Annotated in this window: 15 protein-coding genes; 8 read left to right on the top strand and 7 right to left on the bottom strand. The window is 73.5% G+C overall.

From position 1 onward, the window contains the following. Positions 1–27: 27 nt before the first annotated feature. The 4 genes from ACFWBD_RS00175 to ACFWBD_RS00190 all read right to left on the bottom strand — a co-directional run bounded on the left by ACFWBD_RS00175 (position 28) and on the right by ACFWBD_RS00190 (position 6,946). The gene (locus ACFWBD_RS00175) at positions 28–918 is read right to left on the bottom strand and encodes a hypothetical protein (RefSeq protein WP_385660395.1); all 891 of its coding nucleotides are present in this window, start codon (positions 916–918) and stop codon (positions 28–30) included. A gap of 396 nt (positions 919–1,314) precedes the next feature. Then, positions 1,315–2,661: a PucR family transcriptional regulator gene (locus ACFWBD_RS00180; protein ID WP_385660397.1), complete on the bottom strand. Its 1,347-nt coding sequence runs from the start codon at positions 2,659–2,661 to the stop codon at positions 1,315–1,317. A gap of 108 nt (positions 2,662–2,769) precedes the next feature. Beyond that, the gene (locus ACFWBD_RS00185; protein ID WP_385660400.1) at positions 2,770–5,811 is read right to left on the bottom strand and encodes a LuxR C-terminal-related transcriptional regulator; all 3,042 of its coding nucleotides are present in this window, start codon (positions 5,809–5,811) and stop codon (positions 2,770–2,772) included. Positions 5,812–6,025: 214 nt separating this feature from the next. Continuing rightward, on the bottom strand, positions 6,026–6,946 hold the full coding sequence (locus ACFWBD_RS00190) for a dienelactone hydrolase family protein (RefSeq protein WP_385661463.1): 921 nt from the start codon (positions 6,944–6,946) through the stop codon (positions 6,026–6,028). Positions 6,947–7,364: 418 nt separating this feature from the next. On the opposite strand from ACFWBD_RS00190, the gene ACFWBD_RS00195 reads away from it, so the two are divergent. The 4 genes from ACFWBD_RS00195 (at position 7,365) to ACFWBD_RS00210 (ending at position 10,430) form a co-directional block, all read left to right on the top strand. Further along, on the top strand, positions 7,365–7,550 hold the full coding sequence (locus tag ACFWBD_RS00195) for a helix-turn-helix domain-containing protein (RefSeq protein WP_385661465.1): 186 nt from the start codon (positions 7,365–7,367) through the stop codon (positions 7,548–7,550). A 187-nt stretch (positions 7,551–7,737) separates the two neighbouring features. Further along, the gene (locus tag ACFWBD_RS00200; RefSeq protein WP_385660403.1) at positions 7,738–9,141 is read left to right on the top strand and encodes a diaminopimelate decarboxylase; all 1,404 of its coding nucleotides are present in this window, start codon (positions 7,738–7,740) and stop codon (positions 9,139–9,141) included. Positions 9,142–9,212: 71 nt separating this feature from the next. Next, complete coding sequence (locus ACFWBD_RS00205; protein ID WP_385660407.1) at positions 9,213–9,416, top strand: hypothetical protein; 204 nt, start codon at positions 9,213–9,215, stop codon at positions 9,414–9,416. A 123-nt stretch (positions 9,417–9,539) separates the two neighbouring features. Beyond that, entirely contained in the window at positions 9,540–10,430 is an 891-nt protein-coding gene (locus ACFWBD_RS00210) for a Gfo/Idh/MocA family protein (RefSeq protein ID WP_385660410.1), read from the top strand. A 112-nt stretch (positions 10,431–10,542) separates the two neighbouring features. Here ACFWBD_RS00210 and ACFWBD_RS00215 read toward each other — a convergent pair whose 3' ends face one another. Then, positions 10,543–11,430: a GNAT family N-acetyltransferase gene (locus ACFWBD_RS00215; protein WP_385660413.1), complete on the bottom strand. Its 888-nt coding sequence runs from the start codon at positions 11,428–11,430 to the stop codon at positions 10,543–10,545. 231 nt (positions 11,431–11,661) lie between these two features. On the opposite strand from ACFWBD_RS00215, the gene ACFWBD_RS00220 reads away from it, so the two are divergent. Further along, positions 11,662–12,753: a PP2C family protein-serine/threonine phosphatase gene (locus tag ACFWBD_RS00220; RefSeq protein WP_384124665.1), complete on the top strand. Its 1,092-nt coding sequence runs from the start codon at positions 11,662–11,664 to the stop codon at positions 12,751–12,753. Here the strand turns inward: ACFWBD_RS00220 and ACFWBD_RS00225 are convergent. Continuing rightward, complete coding sequence (locus ACFWBD_RS00225) at positions 12,710–14,953, bottom strand: MMPL family transporter (RefSeq protein WP_385660416.1); 2,244 nt, start codon at positions 14,951–14,953, stop codon at positions 12,710–12,712. The two genes, ACFWBD_RS00220 and ACFWBD_RS00225, sit on opposite strands and share 44 nt — an antisense overlap. A 146-nt stretch (positions 14,954–15,099) precedes the next feature. On the opposite strand from ACFWBD_RS00225, the gene ACFWBD_RS00230 reads away from it, so the two are divergent. After that, a complete protein-coding gene (locus ACFWBD_RS00230) occupies positions 15,100–15,306 on the top strand; it encodes a hypothetical protein (protein ID WP_355702865.1) in 207 nt (68 codons plus the stop codon). A 62-nt stretch (positions 15,307–15,368) separates the two neighbouring features. Further along, positions 15,369–16,772 carry a Si-specific NAD(P)(+) transhydrogenase gene (gene sthA / locus ACFWBD_RS00235; protein ID WP_385660419.1) on the top strand — a complete coding sequence of 468 codons (1,404 nt, stop codon included), beginning with the start codon at positions 15,369–15,371 and terminating at the stop codon, positions 16,770–16,772. 30 nt (positions 16,773–16,802) lie between these two features. Here the strand turns inward: sthA and ACFWBD_RS00240 are convergent, their stop codons facing one another. Continuing rightward, entirely contained in the window at positions 16,803–17,264 is a 462-nt protein-coding gene (locus ACFWBD_RS00240; protein WP_385660421.1) for a DUF5709 domain-containing protein, read from the bottom strand. Between the two features lie 331 nt (positions 17,265–17,595). Between ACFWBD_RS00240 and ACFWBD_RS00245 the strand changes: the two genes are divergently transcribed. After that, on the top strand, positions 17,596–19,068 hold the full coding sequence (locus ACFWBD_RS00245; RefSeq protein ID WP_385660424.1) for an APC family permease: 1,473 nt from the start codon (positions 17,596–17,598) through the stop codon (positions 19,066–19,068). Positions 19,069–19,075: the final 7 nt, after the last annotated feature.

Raw genomic sequence — 19,075 nt, forward strand, 5'->3', positions numbered from 1 at the left:
AGTGGGCGGGGCTACGGCGAAGAGGTGTCAGCCGGCGGACGCGGAGTTCGCCTCGCCGACGACCTCACCCGTTCCGCCGGTGTCGTCGACGGCGCTCGGCGAGGCACTCGCGGCGCTGTCGGGCTGGCTCGCCTCGGGCGAGGCGACGGCGGAGTCCGACGCGGCGGGACTGGACGCGGTCGCCGTGGCGGTGGGGTTCACGGGCGTCGTCCCGGTGGACGCCTCGGGCAGCGCGGACGCCGTCGGCCGACCGGGGCTCGCGGTGGCGCCGGGCGCGTCGGTGGCGCCGCCGCCCGTGGACGACACCGACGCCGTGGAATCAGGCGAGCCGGCGTTCGGCGCGGCGCTGTCCGAGCCCGAAGGGCTCGCCGAGGCCGAGGGCACGGACGAGGTCTCGACCTTCCCGGCGGGCGTGTCGCCACCCAGTCCCGGCAGGGGCAGCCAGGGTGCGCTGGAGTTGCCGGAGACGAGGGTGACGACGATGACGAGGGCGTACACGGCGCACGCGACGCCGACGGCCACGCCGAGCAGCCGCAACCGGCGGCTGCGACGGCCCGACTCGTCGACGAAGACGGGCGTGCCCGCGCCGTCCTGGGACTCGAGCCGGGTTCCGAAGGCCCCCGCCGCGGACCCCGGGTCTACGCCCGCGAGCTGCACGGTCAGTTCGTCCGCGTCGTGGAGGGGCTCGCGCCTGGTCAGTTCGTCCGCGTCGTGGAAGGGCTCGCGCACGGTCAGTTCGTCCGCGTCGTGGAGGGGCTCGGCCGCACCGGCGTCCGTGAAGGCCGGGTACACCGCGGTGCCGCCGGACAGGGGGGCCGACGCCTCGGTGCGCGCGGAACCGGGTTCCTTCGCGGCCTCCCAGAAGCTCCCGGCTCGTACCGCTCTCGCCTGAATGCCGCCTCGGCGCCCGCCGAACACGGTGCCGTCGGACCCGGATGTATCGTCCGACCCTTCAGGTTGGGCGTCATCCAGCCAATGTTCCACTTACCCATCCCCACGAGACTGCTGCGGGGGTGCGCAGACGATGCCAGGCACACGTCGACCGGACCAAGCCCCCACCTGGTCCGAGCGCCCCCCAAATAGTTGATGCTTGGACCGTGACTATAACTCACCTAGTTAAAGCGTGAAATTTGTGTCAGAAGCGTGAAGAAGCCGGTCCACTGACGGTGACTGAAAATGATCCTCGCACAATCGTGCGGCGTACATGTAGGTCCATCTCACAAGGCGGACGACATTCACAGGTGACGCATGAACGACCGATCGGTAATTCTGGTCATCGGGCGCATGCCGTGCCATAGCACCGGCGACAGGCACTCAGCGGGTGCGCAGACCCCGCGCCGTCAGGGCGAGGCTGATCTCCACCAGATCGGTCGGCCGCGACAGGGAACGGCCCGTCAGCTGCTCGTAGCGGCGCAGCCGGTTGAGGACCGTGTTGCGGTGGCAGTACAGCCGCTCCCCCGCCCGCTGGGCGGAGCCGTCGCAGGCGAGCCAGGTGGCCAGGGTGTCGAGCAGAACGGCCTCGTCGGCGGGTTCCAGACCGCTCAGCGGTCCGAGCACCCGCGCGACCAGCGCCGTACCCAGGTCTGGGGTGGAGACCACCAGTGCGGCCGGGAGATGCTCGGTCAGCCGGATCGTGCCGCCGGTCCGCGGGCACATGTCCAGCGCGATGTCCGCGAGGCGGCGGGCGTCCCCGACCGCGGCCAGTCCCGACACCGCCGTGCTGACCCCGGTCCGTGCGCTGCCGGAGGCCGCCGGGGCGACGGCCGACGGGCACTGCCGCAAGCCGGCGCCCTGACTCCCGGCCCCACCCGCGCCCGCGCCCACGGCCACGGCCTCACTCTCGCTCTCGCCTTCGCCCAGCAGGACGATGCCGTAGTCCACCTCCACCCCGGTGTGCCAGTACACACGCCTGCCCCGGTCGTGGGCGGCCCGCGCCCCGGCGCCGTCGGAAGGGCAGCCGGCCGTCACCGCCACGACGACGTACCGGCCCTCTTCGGGGAGGTCCAGCGCATGGGCGGTCTCGGGCAGGTCCGCGATCCGGCTGGCGCCGTCGAGCAGGGCGCCGGCCAGCACCCGCAGCCGGTTCTCGCGCCGCCAGGCGAGCTGCCGTTCGGCCTGCCGGTAGGCGTCCGCGACGAGGGTGCAGTGCTCGTCGACGAAGTTCCACACGTCGGCGGCGATGTGCACGAGCAGCCGCACATCCTCGGGCGCGGTGCGGCAGGTCTCCTCGATGAGGCCCTGCCACACCAGGGACCCGCCCAGCCGGAACGCGTGCAGCAGGGCGTCCAGCGGAAGGCCCTGCTCCGCGCGGGTCGCGCCGATCTTCCACGAGCACCGGCGGGCCGCGTCGCGGCTGCCGCGCGGGTCGATCAGCGAGGACACGCTGTGCCGCAGCGAGCGGTGCACCTCCTGCCAGGTGGCGGCGGGATCGCTCGTCACGGCCGCGCGGTAGGCGGGCTCCTGGTCCTGGAGCGCGGCCACCAGCCGGTCGGTGAGGTCGGGCAGGTCCGCCAGGAGCACCCGGGCGGCGCGGTGCAGGACCCGGAGGGCGTCTGCGTCGATCAGCGACGGGACGGGCCGCGGATGCGGCCGGGGTCCGGGCGCAGCCGGTGCGCCGGCCGCGGGACGGAACACGGTCCGTGACCTTAGGGCCTGATGCATCGCGGTCCTCCCCCGGGGCAGTGGTCGGCCGTCCGACTCGTCCTGCCACGAAGGATGGCATACCGTCCGGTCGGTCCCTAGGGGTGTGCACCATAGTTTTCGGTCCGGTCAACCCTCCTGTCCGGCCTTCTCGACCATGCGCACCAGTTCCACGCGGGAGCGCACCCCCAGCGTCGCGAAGACCTTCCGCAGGTGGTAGTCGACGGTTCGGGTGCTCACCGAGAGGGTCAGCGCCACCTCCCGGTTGGTGGCGCCCTCGGCCACGCACCTGGCGATCCGCAGCTGCTGCGGTGTCAGTCCACCCAGCCCCGCCGCCCGCACTCCGCCGCCCGGTGCCACGCCACCGGCCCGCAGTTCGGCGCGGGCCTGGTCCGCCCAGGCCCGCGCGCCGCAACGCTCGAACCCGACCAGGGCGGCCCCGAGGCGGTCACGGGCCTCGCTCAGCCGGCGGCGCCTGCGCAGCCACTTGCCGTGCAGCAGCTCGGTGCGGGCGCGTTCGAAGTCGCCGCCGCCGGCCGCGTCGTGCAGGTCGAGCGCGCGACGGTACAGGGCGTCGGGCCGGTCCGCCGGGGCCAGCAGCGCACGGCAGCGCGTCAGCTGGGCGGGAGCCTGGGGGTCGGCGCCGAATCCGGCCCACCGGGCGAACTCCTCGACCACCTCGGTGACACCGTCGTCGGCCCGTCCGGTCGAGGCGGCGGCCTCCACGAAGCAGGGCACGGCGAGCATCCACACCGCGAAGTGCCCCCTGCGTGGCCCCGGACGCACGAGTGGCCCGAGCCGGTCCGCGGCCTCCCGGGGGCGCCCGCGGGCGAGGTCGGCGCGGGCCGCCGCCCACTCGGCCAGCGTCGCGGCCTGGACGAGACCGTGCCGCAGGGCGGTGGCCAGCGCGGCATCCGCGTGCGCGGCGACCTCCTCCGGAGCGCCCTCGATCGACGCGGCGAGGGCGAGTACCGCGTGGTGGTGGGCGGCCGTGTTGCGCTGCCCGGTCCGGTGCGCGGCCCGCAGTCCCTCCTCCGCGTGGGTCCTGGCCAGCACGTGCCGTCCGGCACGCAGTTCGGCGTAGGCGAGGTACTCCAGGGCCCGCGCGAGGGCCGCGGCCGTACCGGGGGTACGGGCGGCGGCCAGAGCCCGCGCCCCGGCGCGGCGCGCGGCCGCCAGGTCGCCCAGCAGCAGGGCGGCGGCAGCCGCGCGCAGCGCCGTGTCCGGTTCGTCGGCGGCAGCCACGCCGCCCGCCGCCTCCGCGTCCGCCACCAGCCGCCGCAGCGGCCCCGCCGCCTGCGCGAACCGCCCTTCGAGCAGAGCCCGGAGGCCGGTGCGATAGCCACACGACACGGGGCTGTTGCCCGCCCTCACCTCCACACTCCTGAGCGCAGCCCCGTCCTGGCCCCCGGGCCGGATCGCCGGAAGGTCCCGGGGGAGCCGGGTGCCGGGCCACGCGTCGGCGTCCGGGGTACCGCCCTCGCCGCCCGGCAGGCGCCGGCTGCCCGGGGCGCCGCCCAGGCACGCGGCCGGGTCCGCCGCCTGGTCCCCGAGCGGCCCGGCGCCGGATCGCGCGTCCGGGTCCAGGTCCGGGGGGTCGTCCCCGCCGCCCGGCGAGGGCAGGCGACCCGGGGCGCCGCCCGGAAGCCCCGGCCGGTCCGCCGGCCGGTCGCCTCGCCGCCCGGTGCCGGGGGACGCGGCGGTGGGCGGGGGGTCGTCTCCGGTGGTCAGCAGGTGGAGGCATCCCTGGGCGTCGCCCGCCGCCCAGGCCGCGTCCACTGCGGACAGGAGGGCCGACTGTGCCTGTCGTGGGGACCACTCGGCCAGTAGGCGGGCTGCCAGAAGCAGGGACGCGCGGGCCTCGTCGACCGGGCCGTCGTACAGGACCGTGGTGCCGCGTACCAGCTCGACGCGGCCGCGCAACGCCGCAGGCACCGCACTGTCCCGGGCCCTGTCGAGCAGCCGCAGGGCCCGGTGCGTGCGTCCGTCGAGCAGGGCCTGCTCGGCCGCGGCCGTGTACCACCGCGCGCGCCGCGTGCCGTCCTCGGCCAGCCCCGCGGCGTGGGTGTACGCCGCGCACCGCAGGCTCCGCGGATGTTCCGGGTCGTCGGCAGCCGCGGCCAGTTCGGTCGCCGTCCCGCGCCGGGGCACGGCGGCGGACCGCGCCCGGTGCAGCAGGGCGTGCAGACCGGCGTCTCCCGCGTCCTCCAACGCCCGGGCCAGCGCACGGTGCGCGGCACGGCGCCGCTCGGGCCGCGCCCCCGCGTACGCCGCGCGGCGCAGCAGATCGCTGTGGAACCCGACCTCGCCGTCGACCGGAACGAGCACCTCGGGCAGCGGATCGCAGGGCGGTGCGGGCTCCACGTCGGCAGTCGTCCCCCGCAGGTACTCCGCTCCCCGCCGCGCGAGTGCCAGGCCGATCCGGGTGTCCTCCGTGTCGTCCGCGTCCCGTACGGCCGCCGCGACCGTCAGCAGCAGGTCCTCCTGCGCGGACGTGAACCCGGTCAGGAAGCCGCCGGCCAGGCCGGTCAGGAGCTCGGCGTCGGCCGGCGGACCGGGCAGCCTCCGATGACCGCGGATCTGGGCGGGCGAGAGCCGCCGGACCATGGCCAGCAGCAGGGCAGGGCTGCCCTCGGCCGCGTCCACCAGGTCGTCGCGCACGGCGCGGTCGAGGGCCCCGCCCGTCGCCTCGTCCAGGAGCGCGGCCGCTTCCGCCGGGGAGAGCGGGTCGACGCGGACCACCGGCAGCGCGGCGAACTCCCGGTCGACCGGGCGGTGTCCGGACACGCTCAGCAGCACGCTCACCCGGCCGTTCCCGCGCAGCTGCTCGGCTGCGCGGCCCACTGCGGCCCTGGTGGGGGCGTCCCACAGATGCGCGTCGTCGACGCACACCAGCAGCGGCGTACCGGTGGAGGCGGCCCGCAGGGCGTCGAGGAGTACCGCGCAGGGCGGGCCGCCGGCGGACCACGGGCCCACCGGTGCGCCGAGGGCGCCCAGCAGCGCGCGCAGACCCCCGAGGGGTGCGGCAGGCGCAGCCGGGTCGGCCCGAACACCGACCACGGACGCGCCCGGGCACGAGCGGGCGGCGCGGGCCAGGAACGCCGTGCGGCCGCAACCGGGTTCACCGGTCACCACCCGCACACCGCCGCCGACGGTCGTCTGTCCGGTCATTCCCGTGACGTTACGTACGGGTAACGGGCGGTGGAAGCCGTCCGACCGGGTCGGCGAGGAGGGCGGCGCGGGCCGTTCGGGGCCTGTCACCAGTGGGTTCGTGTGCGACGGGCGTGGCACACCTTGTGCCGGGTCCCAACGGCCGCCGCCGCGCCGCGTGCACGGGCACAGCGACGGCGACGGCGGCAGCGGCCCCCGTTCTCCTCACGGTGTCTCAGGAGGTGTGCGGGCAGTTGCCCCGGTACTCGTCGATCGTCGTGCTCGGCTGCGGCAGCGGGCACAGGAACTGCTCGTAGCGCGTGTCGTTGTCGATGAAGCGCTTCAGCCACGAGATGCCGTACTTCGCGATCGTCGTGTTCGACGAGTTCGGGGTGAAGTGAGTGGCGTTGTTCAGCTCCAGGTAGGCGCGGTCCAGGGAGGACGGCAGGCTGGAGTAGAACGGCTCCGCGTGGCTCGCGACGGGGGCGACCGTGTCGCCGTCGGCGCCGACGATCAGCGTGGGGGTGCCGACCTCGGGCCAGGACTTGTCGAGGTTCCACGGCGTGAGCGGGATCGCGGCCTGGAGGGAGGGCCGCGCCTTGGCGGCCTCCAGGCTGCCTCCGCCGCCCATCGAGTGGCCCATGACGCCGAGCCGGCCGCTGTCGACCCGGGTACGGACCGAGCTGACCTGCGTGAGGTGGTCCAGGGCCGCGAGCAGCTGACGGCCGCGGGAGTCGGGCTGGTCCAGCGTGGTGAGGGTGTCGATGGTGAAGACGACGAAGCCCTGGGACGCCAGCCGCGGGCCCAGCCAGGCGATGGAGGACTGGGTCCCGGTGTAGCCGGGTGCGACGGCGATCGCGCCGAAGGTGCCGTCGCCGGTGGTGGTCGGGTAGTAGATCGTGCCACCGCCGAAGCCCGTGACGGCGAGCGAGGAGACGGTGGTCTGGGAGACCGCGTACGGGCCGCGCACCGCCTCGATACCGGCGATGGTCGGCGCCGGGCCCCGCTCGTAGGGGTTGTCCGCCGCCTGCGCGCCGGGGCCGCTGAGCGTGGTGAGGCCGACGACGGCGGCGACCGCCGTGGCGAGCCTGGCGAGCTGTCCGGACCTGCGGTGGGGGGAGCCGGTGGAGGCGCGGTGGGCCGCACCGGTGCGCACGTGATGCTGCACGACGAGTCGTCCTCTCGGTCGGGCGGGCCGCGAGGGGCGCCGCCGCTGAGCTGGCGGTGCCACTGTCGGGGCGGGGCCGGTGCGCGGGGATCGGCGATGTCACCGGTCTTGTGCTCACCGGTCTTGCGGTCACCGGTCTCGCGGTCACCGGTCTCGTGATCATCGGCATCGCGGTCACCGGTCTCGCGGTCACCGGTCTCGTGATCACCGGTCTCGCGGTCGTCGGCATCGCGGTCGTCGGTCTCGTGGCTTTCCACCGGAGGAAACCGGGAGACGGGCCCGGTGCGGCCGGCGCCGCGGCCCATGACGCCTATCGTCGGCGGGGAGCACACGGGGTCCTGCGGCGGGCCGGTGCCACGACCTCATCCGCACGGACCTCGCCGCGGGCGGTGAGCTGGTACGGACCCTGGCCGCGTACTTCGACGCCGGGGGCGACGTCCCCGAGGCGGCCCGGCGCCTGGTCGTGCACGCCAACACGCTCCGTTACCGGCTGGGCCGGGTCCGGGAGCGGTACGGCGTGGACCTCGACGATCCCGACACCCGGCTGCTGCTGACCCTCGCGGTCCGGCTGGTCCCGCCCGAGGGGTCCTGAGCGCTCGGGTGCTCGGGTGCCCGCGCTCGGACGCTCCGACGCCCGAGGGGGCGTTGCGTTCGTCCGCGTGCACAAAGGTTCCGCTCGTCTTTGGCCCGGTCCCCGAAGACGCGCGCCCGGCGCGGGAGGAATCTGGAAGTGTCACCCGACCGCGTGACGGCCTTCCTCGCCCGAAGGAGACGAGCACGTGCTGCTCCCCACCGAGAACCAGCGCACCGACCAGCGCACCGACCAGGCGACAGGTCAACGGACCGACCAGCCGACCGACGACTCTCCCGTCGCCCTCGCCGTCCGGCAGGCCGTCACGGACGGGCTGCTCGGCGAGGACCGGCCGCTGGCCGGGTTCGTCGACGTGCGGGGCGTGCGCGACAGCGTCGCCGGCCTGCACGAGGCGTTCGCACAGGTGCCGGACGTCCTGCACACCTTCGCCGCCAAGGCCTGTTCCCTGGTGCCGGTGCTGCGGCTGCTCGCCGACGCGGGCATGGGCTGCGAGGTGGCGAGCCCCGGCGAGCTGCGCCTGGCGCTGGACGCGGGGTTCGCCCCGGCGCACATCGTGCTGGACTCGCCGGCGAAGACCCGCCGGGAGATCCGGGAGGCCCTCGCCCTGGGCGTCGCGCTCAACGCGGACAACCTCGACGAGCTGGACCGGATCGACGCCCTGCGCCCCGAGGACTGCGCGTCGGTGCTCGGGGTTCGGGTCAACCCGCAGGTCGGGGGCGGGTCGATCGGTGCGATGAGCACGGCGACCGCGCACTCCAAGTTCGGGGTGGCCCTGCGTGACCCGGGGGCCCGCACCCGCGTCGTCGAGGCCTTCGCGCGGCGGCCGTGGCTGACCCGGCTGCACGCGCACGTGGGCTCGCAGGGCTGCCCGCTGCCGCTGATCGCGCAGGGCCTCGCCCAGACGCACCGGCTCGCCGAGGAGATCAACGCGTACGTCGGCCGCCGCCAGGTGACCAGCCTCGACCTGGGCGGCGGGCTGCCGGTGAACTTCGCCGACGACACGGTCACCCCCACCTACGCGGAATACGTGGCCGCGCTGACCGCCGCCGAGCCGGCGCTGCTGGACGGCCGCTACCAGGTGGTCACCGAGTTCGGCCGCTCCCTGATCGCGAAGAACGGCTTCACGGCGGCCCTGGTCGAGTACGTCAAGGACGCCGGTGGACGCCGGGTCGCGCTCACCCATGCCGGCGGGCAGGTCGCCACCCGCACCGTCTTCATGCCGGAGGCCTGGCCACTGCGGGTGTCCGCGTACAGCCCGGACGGCACGCCCAAGCGGACGCCCCTCGTGCGGCAGGACGTCGCCGGACCACTCTGCTTCGCCGGGGACGTCGTGGCGCACGACCGGCCACTGCCCGCCCTCTCCGAGGGGGACCTGGTGGTGCTGCACGACACGGGCGGGTACTACTTCTCGGCGCACTGGTCGTACAACAGCCTGCCGAGGCCCGCCGTGTACGGCTACCGGCTCGAGGACGGTCGGGTCGCGTTCGCCACGATCCGGTCCGCGCAGACCGTGCGGGAGATCTCCGCGGAGAGCGGACTGGCCCAGGCGGACGCCCTGCTGACGGGTTTCGCCGCGCCGCCTGGGCCCTGACCCGCGCCCGGCAGGCATCAGCGGCCCGATTCGGAGCACCCGGCATCTCGTCGCCTGCCGAGGAGAGAACCGTGCTCTGGGTCGCCGTACTGCTGCTGCCGCTGCTGTCCGTGCTGTCGGCGGTCCTGGACCGGGTCGAGGAACGCCTGCTCGCGCCGGTCCGGGCCGAGCGGCGCCATGCCGGGCACCGGCGGCATCTCCGCCTGGTCCGGGGCGCCTCCGCCGCCGACGCGGTGGCGGACGACTCCCTGTCGACGCAGGCCCGGGCTGCCTGACGGCCCGGGGGTACCGCTCGGGGTGTCCCGGAGGGCGGCGGTGTGCGAGGCTCGCGGTCGGAACCGGCGTCCCGGCGAGGACGTCACCCGTCACGTCGGTCGGCACCAGGGAGAGTCAGCGGTATGCGCATCGGTCTGCTCGGCACCGGCCCGTGGGCGCAGATGGTCCACGCCCCCGTTCTGGAGGCGCACGACGCGCTCGACTTCGCCGGCGTCTGGGGCCGGCGCCCGGAGGCGGCGAAGGAACTCGCCGACCGGCACGGGACACGGGCCTACGACGACGTGGACGCCCTGCTCACGGATGTGGACGCGGTGGCCGTCGCCCTGCCGCCGGACGTCCAGGCACAGCTCGCGGTGCGGGCCGCCGGGGCCGGCTGTCATCTCCTGCTCGACAAGCCCGTCGCCGCGACGGTGGCGGGAGCGCGGGGCGTGGTCCGGGCCGCGCAGGAGGCCGGGGTCGCCTCGGTCGTCTTCTTCACCACCCGGTTCGTGCCCGAGGCCTGCGCCTGGATCGCCGAACAGGCGGAGAGCGGGGGGTGGTTCACCGGGCACGCCCAGTGGCTGGGCGACGTGTTCCACGGTACGGGCGACCACCCCTTCGCCACGCCCTGGCGGGGCGAGAAGGGCGCGCTGTGGGACGTGGGTCCGCACGCGCTGTCCGTGCTGCTGCCGGTCCTCGGCGACGTCCGCCGGGTGACGGCCGCGGCCCATGGTCCCCGCGACACCGTCCATGTGGTCATGGACCATGTGGACGGTGCCTCCAGCACGCTGACGCTCAGTCTGACGGCGCCGCCCGCGGCGACGGGCGCGGGCGTGGAACTGCGTGGCACGGCCGGGGTGACTCGGCTCCCCCAGGGTGGCGGCGACGCCGCCGACGCCCTCACCCGGGCCGCGGACGAACTGCTCGCGTCGGCCCGTGACGGCCGCCCCCACGCCTGCGACGCCGCGTTCGGCCTGCGCGTCACGGAGATCCTGACCGACGCCGAGGCCCTGCTGGCGGCCGCAGCGCGCTGACGCACCGCCACCTCAAAGCCCCTGGAACCTGCCAGGGCCCGCCAGTACCCAACCAGCACCGGCAGGGACTCGGCGGGACCTGGCGGGACCTGTCCCAGGGCTCGGTCGGCTGTCAGCCGAGCTCGAAGTTCACCCGCTCCCGCACGATCGGATAGCCGGCCTTCGCGAAGTGCGCCGCCATCGGGAAGTTCCCCTGGTCCGTGGCGGCCGCGACGAACTCGGCACCCCGCTCGACGAGATGGTGGGTGCACTCGGCGAGCAGGTCGTAGGCGTAGCCGTGACCCCGGTGGTCCGGCAGCACACCGATGAAGCCGACACAGGGTCCTGAGGGGTTGTGGGCCGGGATGTGGATGCCGGCCAGGTCGCCCTCAGGGGTGCGGGCGACCTGCCACCACTCGCGCGGTGACGGGCACCAGCGGAAGAAGTCGATCTCCTCCTGGGCGGCTTGGCCGAGGCCGCCTTCCTTGATGGCCTTGCGGGCGTGGACGTCGAGGGTGTCGGAGTGGATCCGGCGCAGGGCGTCGAAGAACACCGCGTCGTCCGGTTCGGGGGCGAAGCGCAGGCGGCCGGGACGGTCCGGCAGTCCGCACTCCGGGGTCCAGCGGTACACGAAGCGTTCCACCAGCGGGATGTGGCCGGCCGCGCGGGCGGCGGCGTGGCGGGCCTCGACGGCGGCCCGCATGGCGGGGTCGTCGCGCCAGCCGCCGGGCATGACCAGTTCCAGGCCGACCTGCCAGGGGGCGGTGCGCAGGAGTTCGGCCGCGGCCTCCTCCTCGCCGTCGGCGAAGTCGAACCAATGCACCACGAGCGGTTCGGTGTCCTCGGGCCCGCCCCACCAGACGGCGCGGGCGACGACCCGGCCGTCCCGCAGGGCGACGCGCTTCCAGTCGGGCCGGTAGGCGATCCTGCCGAAGGCGTCGGCGGCGCGCAGCGGGTCGGGCAGGGTGTCGAACAGATGGGCGTCGCTCTCGTCGAGAGCGCGGATGACCAGATCGGTCACGGATTCCTCCGGGTGGCGTACGGCGTGGTGCGCTCCCGGGGCGTCGGACGTGGGTCAGACGCGGCACGCCGGGGTCACGGAGTGGGAGCGCGGGACGAATGTGGATCGCATGGCGCTCGCCTCCTTCCGTGGGTGTCCGGGCGTGCGATCACACGGTAGGGGGGCCTCCTCGATCGCGTCCAGCGGTTTTTCGGCGTGCGCCCGCCGCGGCCACGGTGGAGCGTTGAGGATGTGGGACGACTGGACGGGGAGCGGCGGGGCTGGCTGCGGGGCGCGCCGCCGCCGCGCTGGGTGCGGGCGCTGCCGCTCGTGCTGGCCGCGGGCGTCTGCGTCGCCACCCTGGTCAGTCCCGAGCCGCTGGACATCGGGTTCATGCTGGGCGCGATCCCGCCGCTGGCGGTGCTGTCGTACGGTCCGGCGGCGACCGCGCTGCTCGGCGCGGCCGTGGTCGTGATGCTCAACCTGCCCGCGTTCCAGCTCGACCAGCCGGGCCAGACCGATGTGCTGACGGTGTCCTTCGTCGCGGTGCTGAGCGTGTTCGTGGCGTTCGTCCGCCGTCGCCGGGACGCCCAGCTGGACACCGAGCGCACGATCGCCGAGGCCGCGCAGAACGCCTTGGTGCCGCCGGTCCCCGAGCGGGTGGGTCCGGTGCGCTGCGCGGGTCTGTACCGGGCGGCGCAGCGCGGGACCCTGGTCGGCGGTGACTTCTTCGACGTCCGGACGAGCGAGCACGGGGTGCGGGCGGTGCTGGGCGACGTCCAGGGGCACGGGCTGGCGGCGGTGGCGACGGTGGCCTCGCTCCTGGGGGCGTTCCGGGAGGCGGTGCTCGACCAGCCGGACCTGGCGCGGGTCGCCGCCCGGCTGGACCGACGGCTGACGGTCGACTCGGCGCGGGTCCGGCACGCCGAGCTGTTCGCGACGGCGGTCCTGCTGGAGTTCACGCCGGACGCGGACGCCGTGAGCGTGGTCGTCTGCGGGCATCCGCCGCCGGTGCTGCTGCGCGGGGGCACGGCCACGGAGCTGGACGTCGTCCCGTGGACGCCCCTGGGGCTCGGTCTCCCGGAGGGCGCCCCGCTCACCGCGCACGTCCTGCCGCTGCGCCCCGGCGACCGCCTCTTCCTGGCCTCCGACGGCGTCTCGGAGGCCAGAGACGCCGACGGAGTCTTCTACCCCCTGCTCGACCGGCTGCCCGCCCTCGCCGCCGACGCCGACCCGGCGACGACGGCCGAACGGGTGTGGACGAACGTCCTGCGGCACTGCCCCGCCGTCCGCGACGACGTCACGATGCTCGTTCTCGAGCCGGTGGGTCGGGCGGACCGCTGAGGGTCTCCGCGTCGCCCTCGGCGTCGATGTGCGGCAGGATCCGGTCCAGCCAGTGCGGGGTCCACCAGGCGCGCGCCCCCAGCAGGGTCATGACGGCGGGCACCATGAGCAGCCGCACCACGGTGGCGTCGATCAGCACGCTGACGGCGAGGCCCAGGCCCAGCATCTTGACGACGATGTTGTCGCTGATGATGAACGCCGCGAACACGCTCACCATGATCAGGGCCGCGCAGGTGATGACCCGGGCGGTGATCTCCAGGGCGTGGGCGACCGAGTCCTTGGCGTCGCCGGTGCGCAGCCAGGCCTCGTGCACCCGGGACAGCAGGAAGATCTCGTAGTCCATGCTGAGGCCGAAGATGATCGCGAACATCATCATCGGCACATAGCTCTCGATGGGCACGTCACCGTGCACGCCCAGCGCGGGCCCGCCCCAGCCCCACTGGAAGACGGCGACGACCACGCCGTACGAGGCGGTGATCGACAGGACGTTGAGGACGGCGGCCTTGACCGCGACGAGGAGGCCGCGGAACACGGCGAGGATGATCAGGAAGGCGAGCAGGACGACCACGCCGATGATCAGGGGCAGCCGGCTGGCGACGATGTCGCGGAAGTCGACCTGGGCGGCCGTGGTGCCGGTGACATAGCCCTTGGCGTCGTAGCCGGAGACCGCGTCGGGGAGGGTGTCGTCGACGAGACGGTTCGTCAGGTCGGTGGTGCTCGCGTCCTGCGGGGACTGCTGGGAGTAGACGGTCGCGAGCAGCACGTCGCCGTCGCTGGTGGGGGTCAGCGGGGTGACCGTGGCCGCGCCGGGCACCGCGCTCAGCGTCTTCTGCGCCTGGGTGGAGAGGTCGGAGCGCTTGTCGGAGGGGACGGACGTCTGGTCGATGACGACGGTGAGGGGGCCGTTGGAGCCGGGCCCGAAGGCGTCGGTCATCAGGTCGTAGGCCCGCCGGTCGGTGAAGGAGGTCGGGTCGGCGCCGTCGCCGATGTGGCCGAGCTGGATGGAGAAGACCGGGATGGCGAGGATCGCGATGACGGCCACGCCGGCGCCGAGGTACTCCCAGGGCCTGCGCTCGACGCGCTTGGCGTAGCGGTGCCAGGTGCCGTGCGGGACGGCGCCCGGTTCGGCGTCGGTCTCGGCGACCGGTTTGCGGACGTGGTAGCGGTCGATGTGTCTGCCGATGAGCCCGAGCAGGGCCGGCACGAGGGTGAGGGCGCCGATGACGGCGGTGACGACGGTGACGGCGGCGGCGAGTCCGAGTTTGCCGATGAAGGACACCCCGGACGCGTACAGACCGAAGAGCGCGATGATCACGGTGGTGCCGGACACGAGCACGGCGCGGCCGCTGGTGGCGTTGGCGTGTCCGGCGGCCTCGGCGGGATCGGCGCCGTCCATCAGGTTCTGCCGGTGCCGGGTGGTCAGGAAGAGGGCGTAGTCGATGCCGACGCCCAGTCCGATCATGGTGGCGAGGGTCGGCGAGACGGTGGCGAAGGTGAAGGCGGCGGCCAGCAGCCCGAGGCAGGCGAGTCCGCCGACCACGCTGATCAGGGCGGTGACCAGGGGCAGTCCGGCCGCGATGACGCTGCCGAAGCCGACGAGCAGGACGACGATGGCGACCGCGAAGCCGATCAGCTCGCTGATCCGGTCGTTCGCGGCGGGCCGGGCGAGCTCACCGAGGGAACCGCCGTACTCGACGTCGGCGCCGGCCGCCCGCAGCGGCTGGACGGCTTCGTCGACGCCGGTCAGGTAGTCGTCGCCGAGGGTGGAGGGCTGTACGTCGAAGCGGACGGTGACATACGCGGTCCTGCCGTCGCTCGACACCGGGCCGACCTTCGACGACGTCACGGAGAGCGGGTCCACGGCCGTGAGCACGTGGGGGAGCTTCCGGAGGTCGCCGACGGCCGTGGACAGCTGGGAACTCAGCGTGCTCACGGACTGGTCGTCGTGCAGGACGATCTGGCTGCTGTAGCCGCCGGCCTGCGGGTCGTGCGCCTTGAGCACGTCCAGGCCCTCGGTGGACTGCACGCCCGGCAGCTGGAAGTCGTCCTCGTAGGTCCCGCCGACGGAGCGGTTGACCGCCTGGAGGGCCACGACGGCCACGATCCAGGCGACGATGACGATCACGAAGTGACGGGCGCACCAGGCGCCAAGCCTGCGCAGTCCCCCGCGGTGCGGGTTCCCGGCGGTGGTGGGTGCCATGGAGCCATTAGACGCCGGGCCGATCTTCCCGGCATCTCAGCCGCAGCTGATCGGATTGCAGGGTGCGGCTCCAGGATGAATGGTGTTAGTGGACCCGATGACCGCACCGGGCCGAAGCCTCCCTTCGGACGCGAGGAGCAGACATCATGCCGACGTCAGAGCCCGGCGCCGCCCAGCCCTCCCCGGACCGCGCCACCCCGGACAAGCTGCTCCACACCCGTACCGGCACCGAGGTGTCGCCGGAGGACATGGTCCTCGCCACCGGCCGGGACATCACCCCGCGCAATCTCGAGTGGGCGCGGCGCAAGCTCGCCGAGGAGGGACCCAGCGCGATCGAGAAGCTGCTGCCCTAGTAATCGGGGCAATCGGGGCTCACCCTTTCGCGGCGGGCCCCGCGGCTGCCAGACTCCCGAGGATGCCCGACTTCGACATGCTCGTCCTCGGATCAGGTCCCGGCGGCCAGAAGGCCGCCATCGCCGCGGCCAAACTGGGCCGCCGGGTCGCCGTCGTCGACCGCCCCGACATGGTCGGTGGGGTCTCCCTCCACACCGGCACCATTCCCTCCAAGACCCTGCGCGAGGCGGTGCTGTATCTCACCGGTCTCACCCAACGGGACCTGTACGGACAGAGTTACCGCCTCAAGGAGAACATCACCGTCGCCGATCTGACCGCCCGTACCGAGCACGTGGTCGGGCGGGAGATCGATGTCATCCGCAGTCAGCTGTCCCGCAACCATGTCGCCCTGTTCGCCGGCACCGGCCGGTTCGTCGACGCCCACACCGTCGCGCTGCGCGAGATCACCGGGCAGGAAAGGCTGATCAGCGCCGAGCACGTCGTGATCGCCACCGGGACGCGGCCGGCCCGGCCGGACAGCGTGGAGTTCGACGGGCGGACCATCCTCGACTCCGACAACGTCCTGACGATCGAGCGGGTTCCGCAGTCCATGGTGATCGTCGGGGCCGGGGTGATCGGCATGGAGTACGCGTCCATGTTCGCCGCGCTGGGCAGCCGGGTGACGGTGGTGGAGAAGCGGGCCGGGATGCTCGACATGTGCGACGTCGAGGTCATCGAGTCGCTCAAGTACCACCTGCGGGACCTGGCGGTGACCTTCCGTTTCGGGGAGACCGTCGCCGCCGTGGAACGGCATGCGCGGGGTGCGCTGACCGTGCTGGAGAGCGGCAAGAAGATCCCCGCCGACGCGGTGATGTACTCGGCGGGGCGGCAGGGCCTGACCGACGATCTGGGCCTGGACAAGGCCGGGTTGGCGGCGGACCGGCGCGGCCGGATCGAGGTCGACGAGCACTACCGCACGCCGGTTCCGCACATCTACGCCGTCGGCGACGTCATCGGTTTCCCGGCGCTCGCGGCGACGGCGATGGAGCAGGGCCGGGCGGCCGCGTACCACGCGTGCGGCGAGCCCGTCGGGCAGATGCACCACCTCCAGCCGATCGGCATCTACACGATCCCGGAGATCAGCTTCGTGGGGCGGACGGAGGACCAGCTCACCGAGGAGAGCGTGCCGTTCGAGGTGGGCATAGCCCGCTACCGCGAACTGGCCCGCGGGCAGATCATCGGCGACGCCCACGGCATGCTCAAACTGCTGGTCTCGCCCGGGGACCGGAAGCTGCTCGGGGTGCACTGCTTCGGCACCGGAGCGACCGAGCTGATCCATATCGGGCAGTCGGTGATGGGCTGTGGCGGGACCGTCGACTATCTGGTCGACGCGGTGTTCAACTACCCGACGCTGGCGGAGTCGTACAAGGTCGCCGCCCTCGACGCCACCAACCGGCTACGGCAGTTGGACCGCATCGGCGACTGAGGGCAGCGGGAAGCCAGGGACCGCAGGCGCTCACTCGTCGATGATGTGGACGGCGGCCTCCTCGGCGCCCGCGGCCCCGCCGTCGATGCCCACGTCCTGGGCGATCTCCTGTGGGGTGGCGTCGGGGTGGGCGCCCTCGTCGGGGGCGACGAGCCGTCCCGCGCGCCGGTCGCCGGCCTCGGGGTCGACGGGTTCGCCCTCGCCGCCCGGGAGGTCGCCGACGCCGTCGCCGACCGGTTCCGAGACGTCCGGGACCTCCTGGGCGAGGCGCTGGTCGAGGCTTTCGCCGTCGTGCTGTTCGGCCGCGGTGGTGCCGTACTTGGTCACGCCGAGCGGCTTCTCCGGCGGGGAGTAGCCCTCGTCGAGGGTGTCGTCGTAAGTGCGTTCCCCGACGGCGCCCTGGAGGTCGAGCGGAGCGGCGTCCTGCTGTTCCTCGTTCGTTCCGGTGGGCTGGTAGACGTCGTCGCCCATCGCCTCGGACTCCGTACCCATGGGTTGCTCCTTCGCCGTCGGGGGCTGCTGTCTCCCCGTCCGCGTTTCCCGTGCGGCCCACTCCAATCACGGCACATGCCAGCCGCACGGGCGGCCGTGGACATTACTTATCGGTCAATCTTGAAACCTCAATCGTTGGGGCTATAGTCACTCGCACACTCGGTGTGACCGTCCGCGAACACAGTGCTGAGACGGTCCCCTCCGCGTCCTTCCCCGCCGACGTCCCCCGAGGTCATCCCCTCGCGACGCACGGCGGCGCCTCACCCTCACCCCCCATAGCCGCCGGGTCCTCCCCGCCCGGGCGGCGTGCACGACGGAAAGCAGCGCAACCATGAGCAACAGCACCGGAAGAGGCCTCCAGGCGAACGTCCTGGGCACCTTCGACACGGTGGTGATGGCGGTCGCCGGCAGCGCGCCGGCCTATTCCATCGCCGCCACCACGGCGGTTCTGGCCGGCGCCGTGGGCCTGGCCGGACCGGCGGCGCTGCTGTACTGCGCGATACCGATGCTGGGCATCGCGCTGGCCTTCAGCCGACTCAGCCGGATCGACGTCAACGCGGGCGCCAGCTACTCCTGGGTGGGGCGTACGCTCCACCCCTTCCTGGGCTTCATCAGCGGCTGGGCGCTGGTGATCTCGGCGACCATCTTCATGGTGGCGGGCTCGCTGCCGGCCGGGTCGATGACGCTCGCCCTGTTCGACGAGGGCCTCGCCGACGACACGGCACTGTCGACCGTCGTCGGCGCCGCCTGGTTCGTGGTGATGCTGGCCGTGGTGCTGGGCGGGGCCCGGCTCACCGTGCGCGCGCAGTTGATCATGTCGGGTGTGGAGCTGGCCATCCTGGCGCTGTTCGCGGTGCTCGCCCTCCTCCACACGGACAACTCGCTGCCGTTCGACTGGTCCTGGCTCGGATTCGGCCATTTCGACGGGGTGTCCGGTTTCGCGTCGGGCGCGCTGGTCGCCGCCTTCTACTACTGGGGCTGGGACGTGACCAGCAACCTCAGCGAGGAAACCCGCGACAGCCGCCGTACGACGGGCCTGGCGGGGCTGATCGGGGTGGGCATCGTCTTTCTCCTCTTCGAGGTCTTCACCATCGCGGTGAACGTCATCCTCAGCTCGCAGCAGATCGAGGACAACGGCGCGAACGTGCTGGCGGCGCTGGGCGAGGAGGTGTGGCCGGGCTGGGGCGGCAAGGTGCTGATCGTGGCCGTGATGCTGTCCACCGTCGCCACCCTGGAGACGACCCTGATCCAGGTCACGCGCTCGCTGTTCGCTATGGGCCGGGACCGTACGATGCCGTCCGCGCTCGGCCGGGTGCACCGCACCTGGAACACGCCCTGGGTGGCGATCGCGGTGGTGGGCGGGGTGGCGCTGGTGCTGTTCGTCGCCTCCAACGCGCTGGGCTCGGTGGGCGACATCCTCGCCGACGCCATCGCGGCGATCGGCCTCCAGATCGCCGTCTACTACGGACTGGCGGGCCTCGCCGCGGTCGTCGCCTACCGCAAGACGCTGCTGAAGTCCCCCTCCGACTTCCTCCTCGGCGGGCTGTGGCCGCTGTTCGGCGCCGTGTTCATGTTCTGGATCTTCGTGGAGTCGCTCGGTGAGCTGAACCCCGCTGCGGTCGCCATCGGCATCGGCGGACTCGCCGTGGGGCTGGTGCCGATGCTCTGGTACTGGCGGCAGGGCAGCGACTACTACCGGCCCGCCCGGCTGGACGCCTCGCGCACCGTCGAGGCCGACTACGTGCCCGAGGGGCGCCCGGCGACGCACTCGGCCGGCCACGAGGGTCTCTCCACCGACTTCTGAGAGGGGA

Source organism: Streptomyces sp. NPDC060002, assembly GCF_042737245.1.
Classification (GTDB): Bacteria; Actinomycetota; Actinomycetes; order Streptomycetales; family Streptomycetaceae; genus Streptomyces.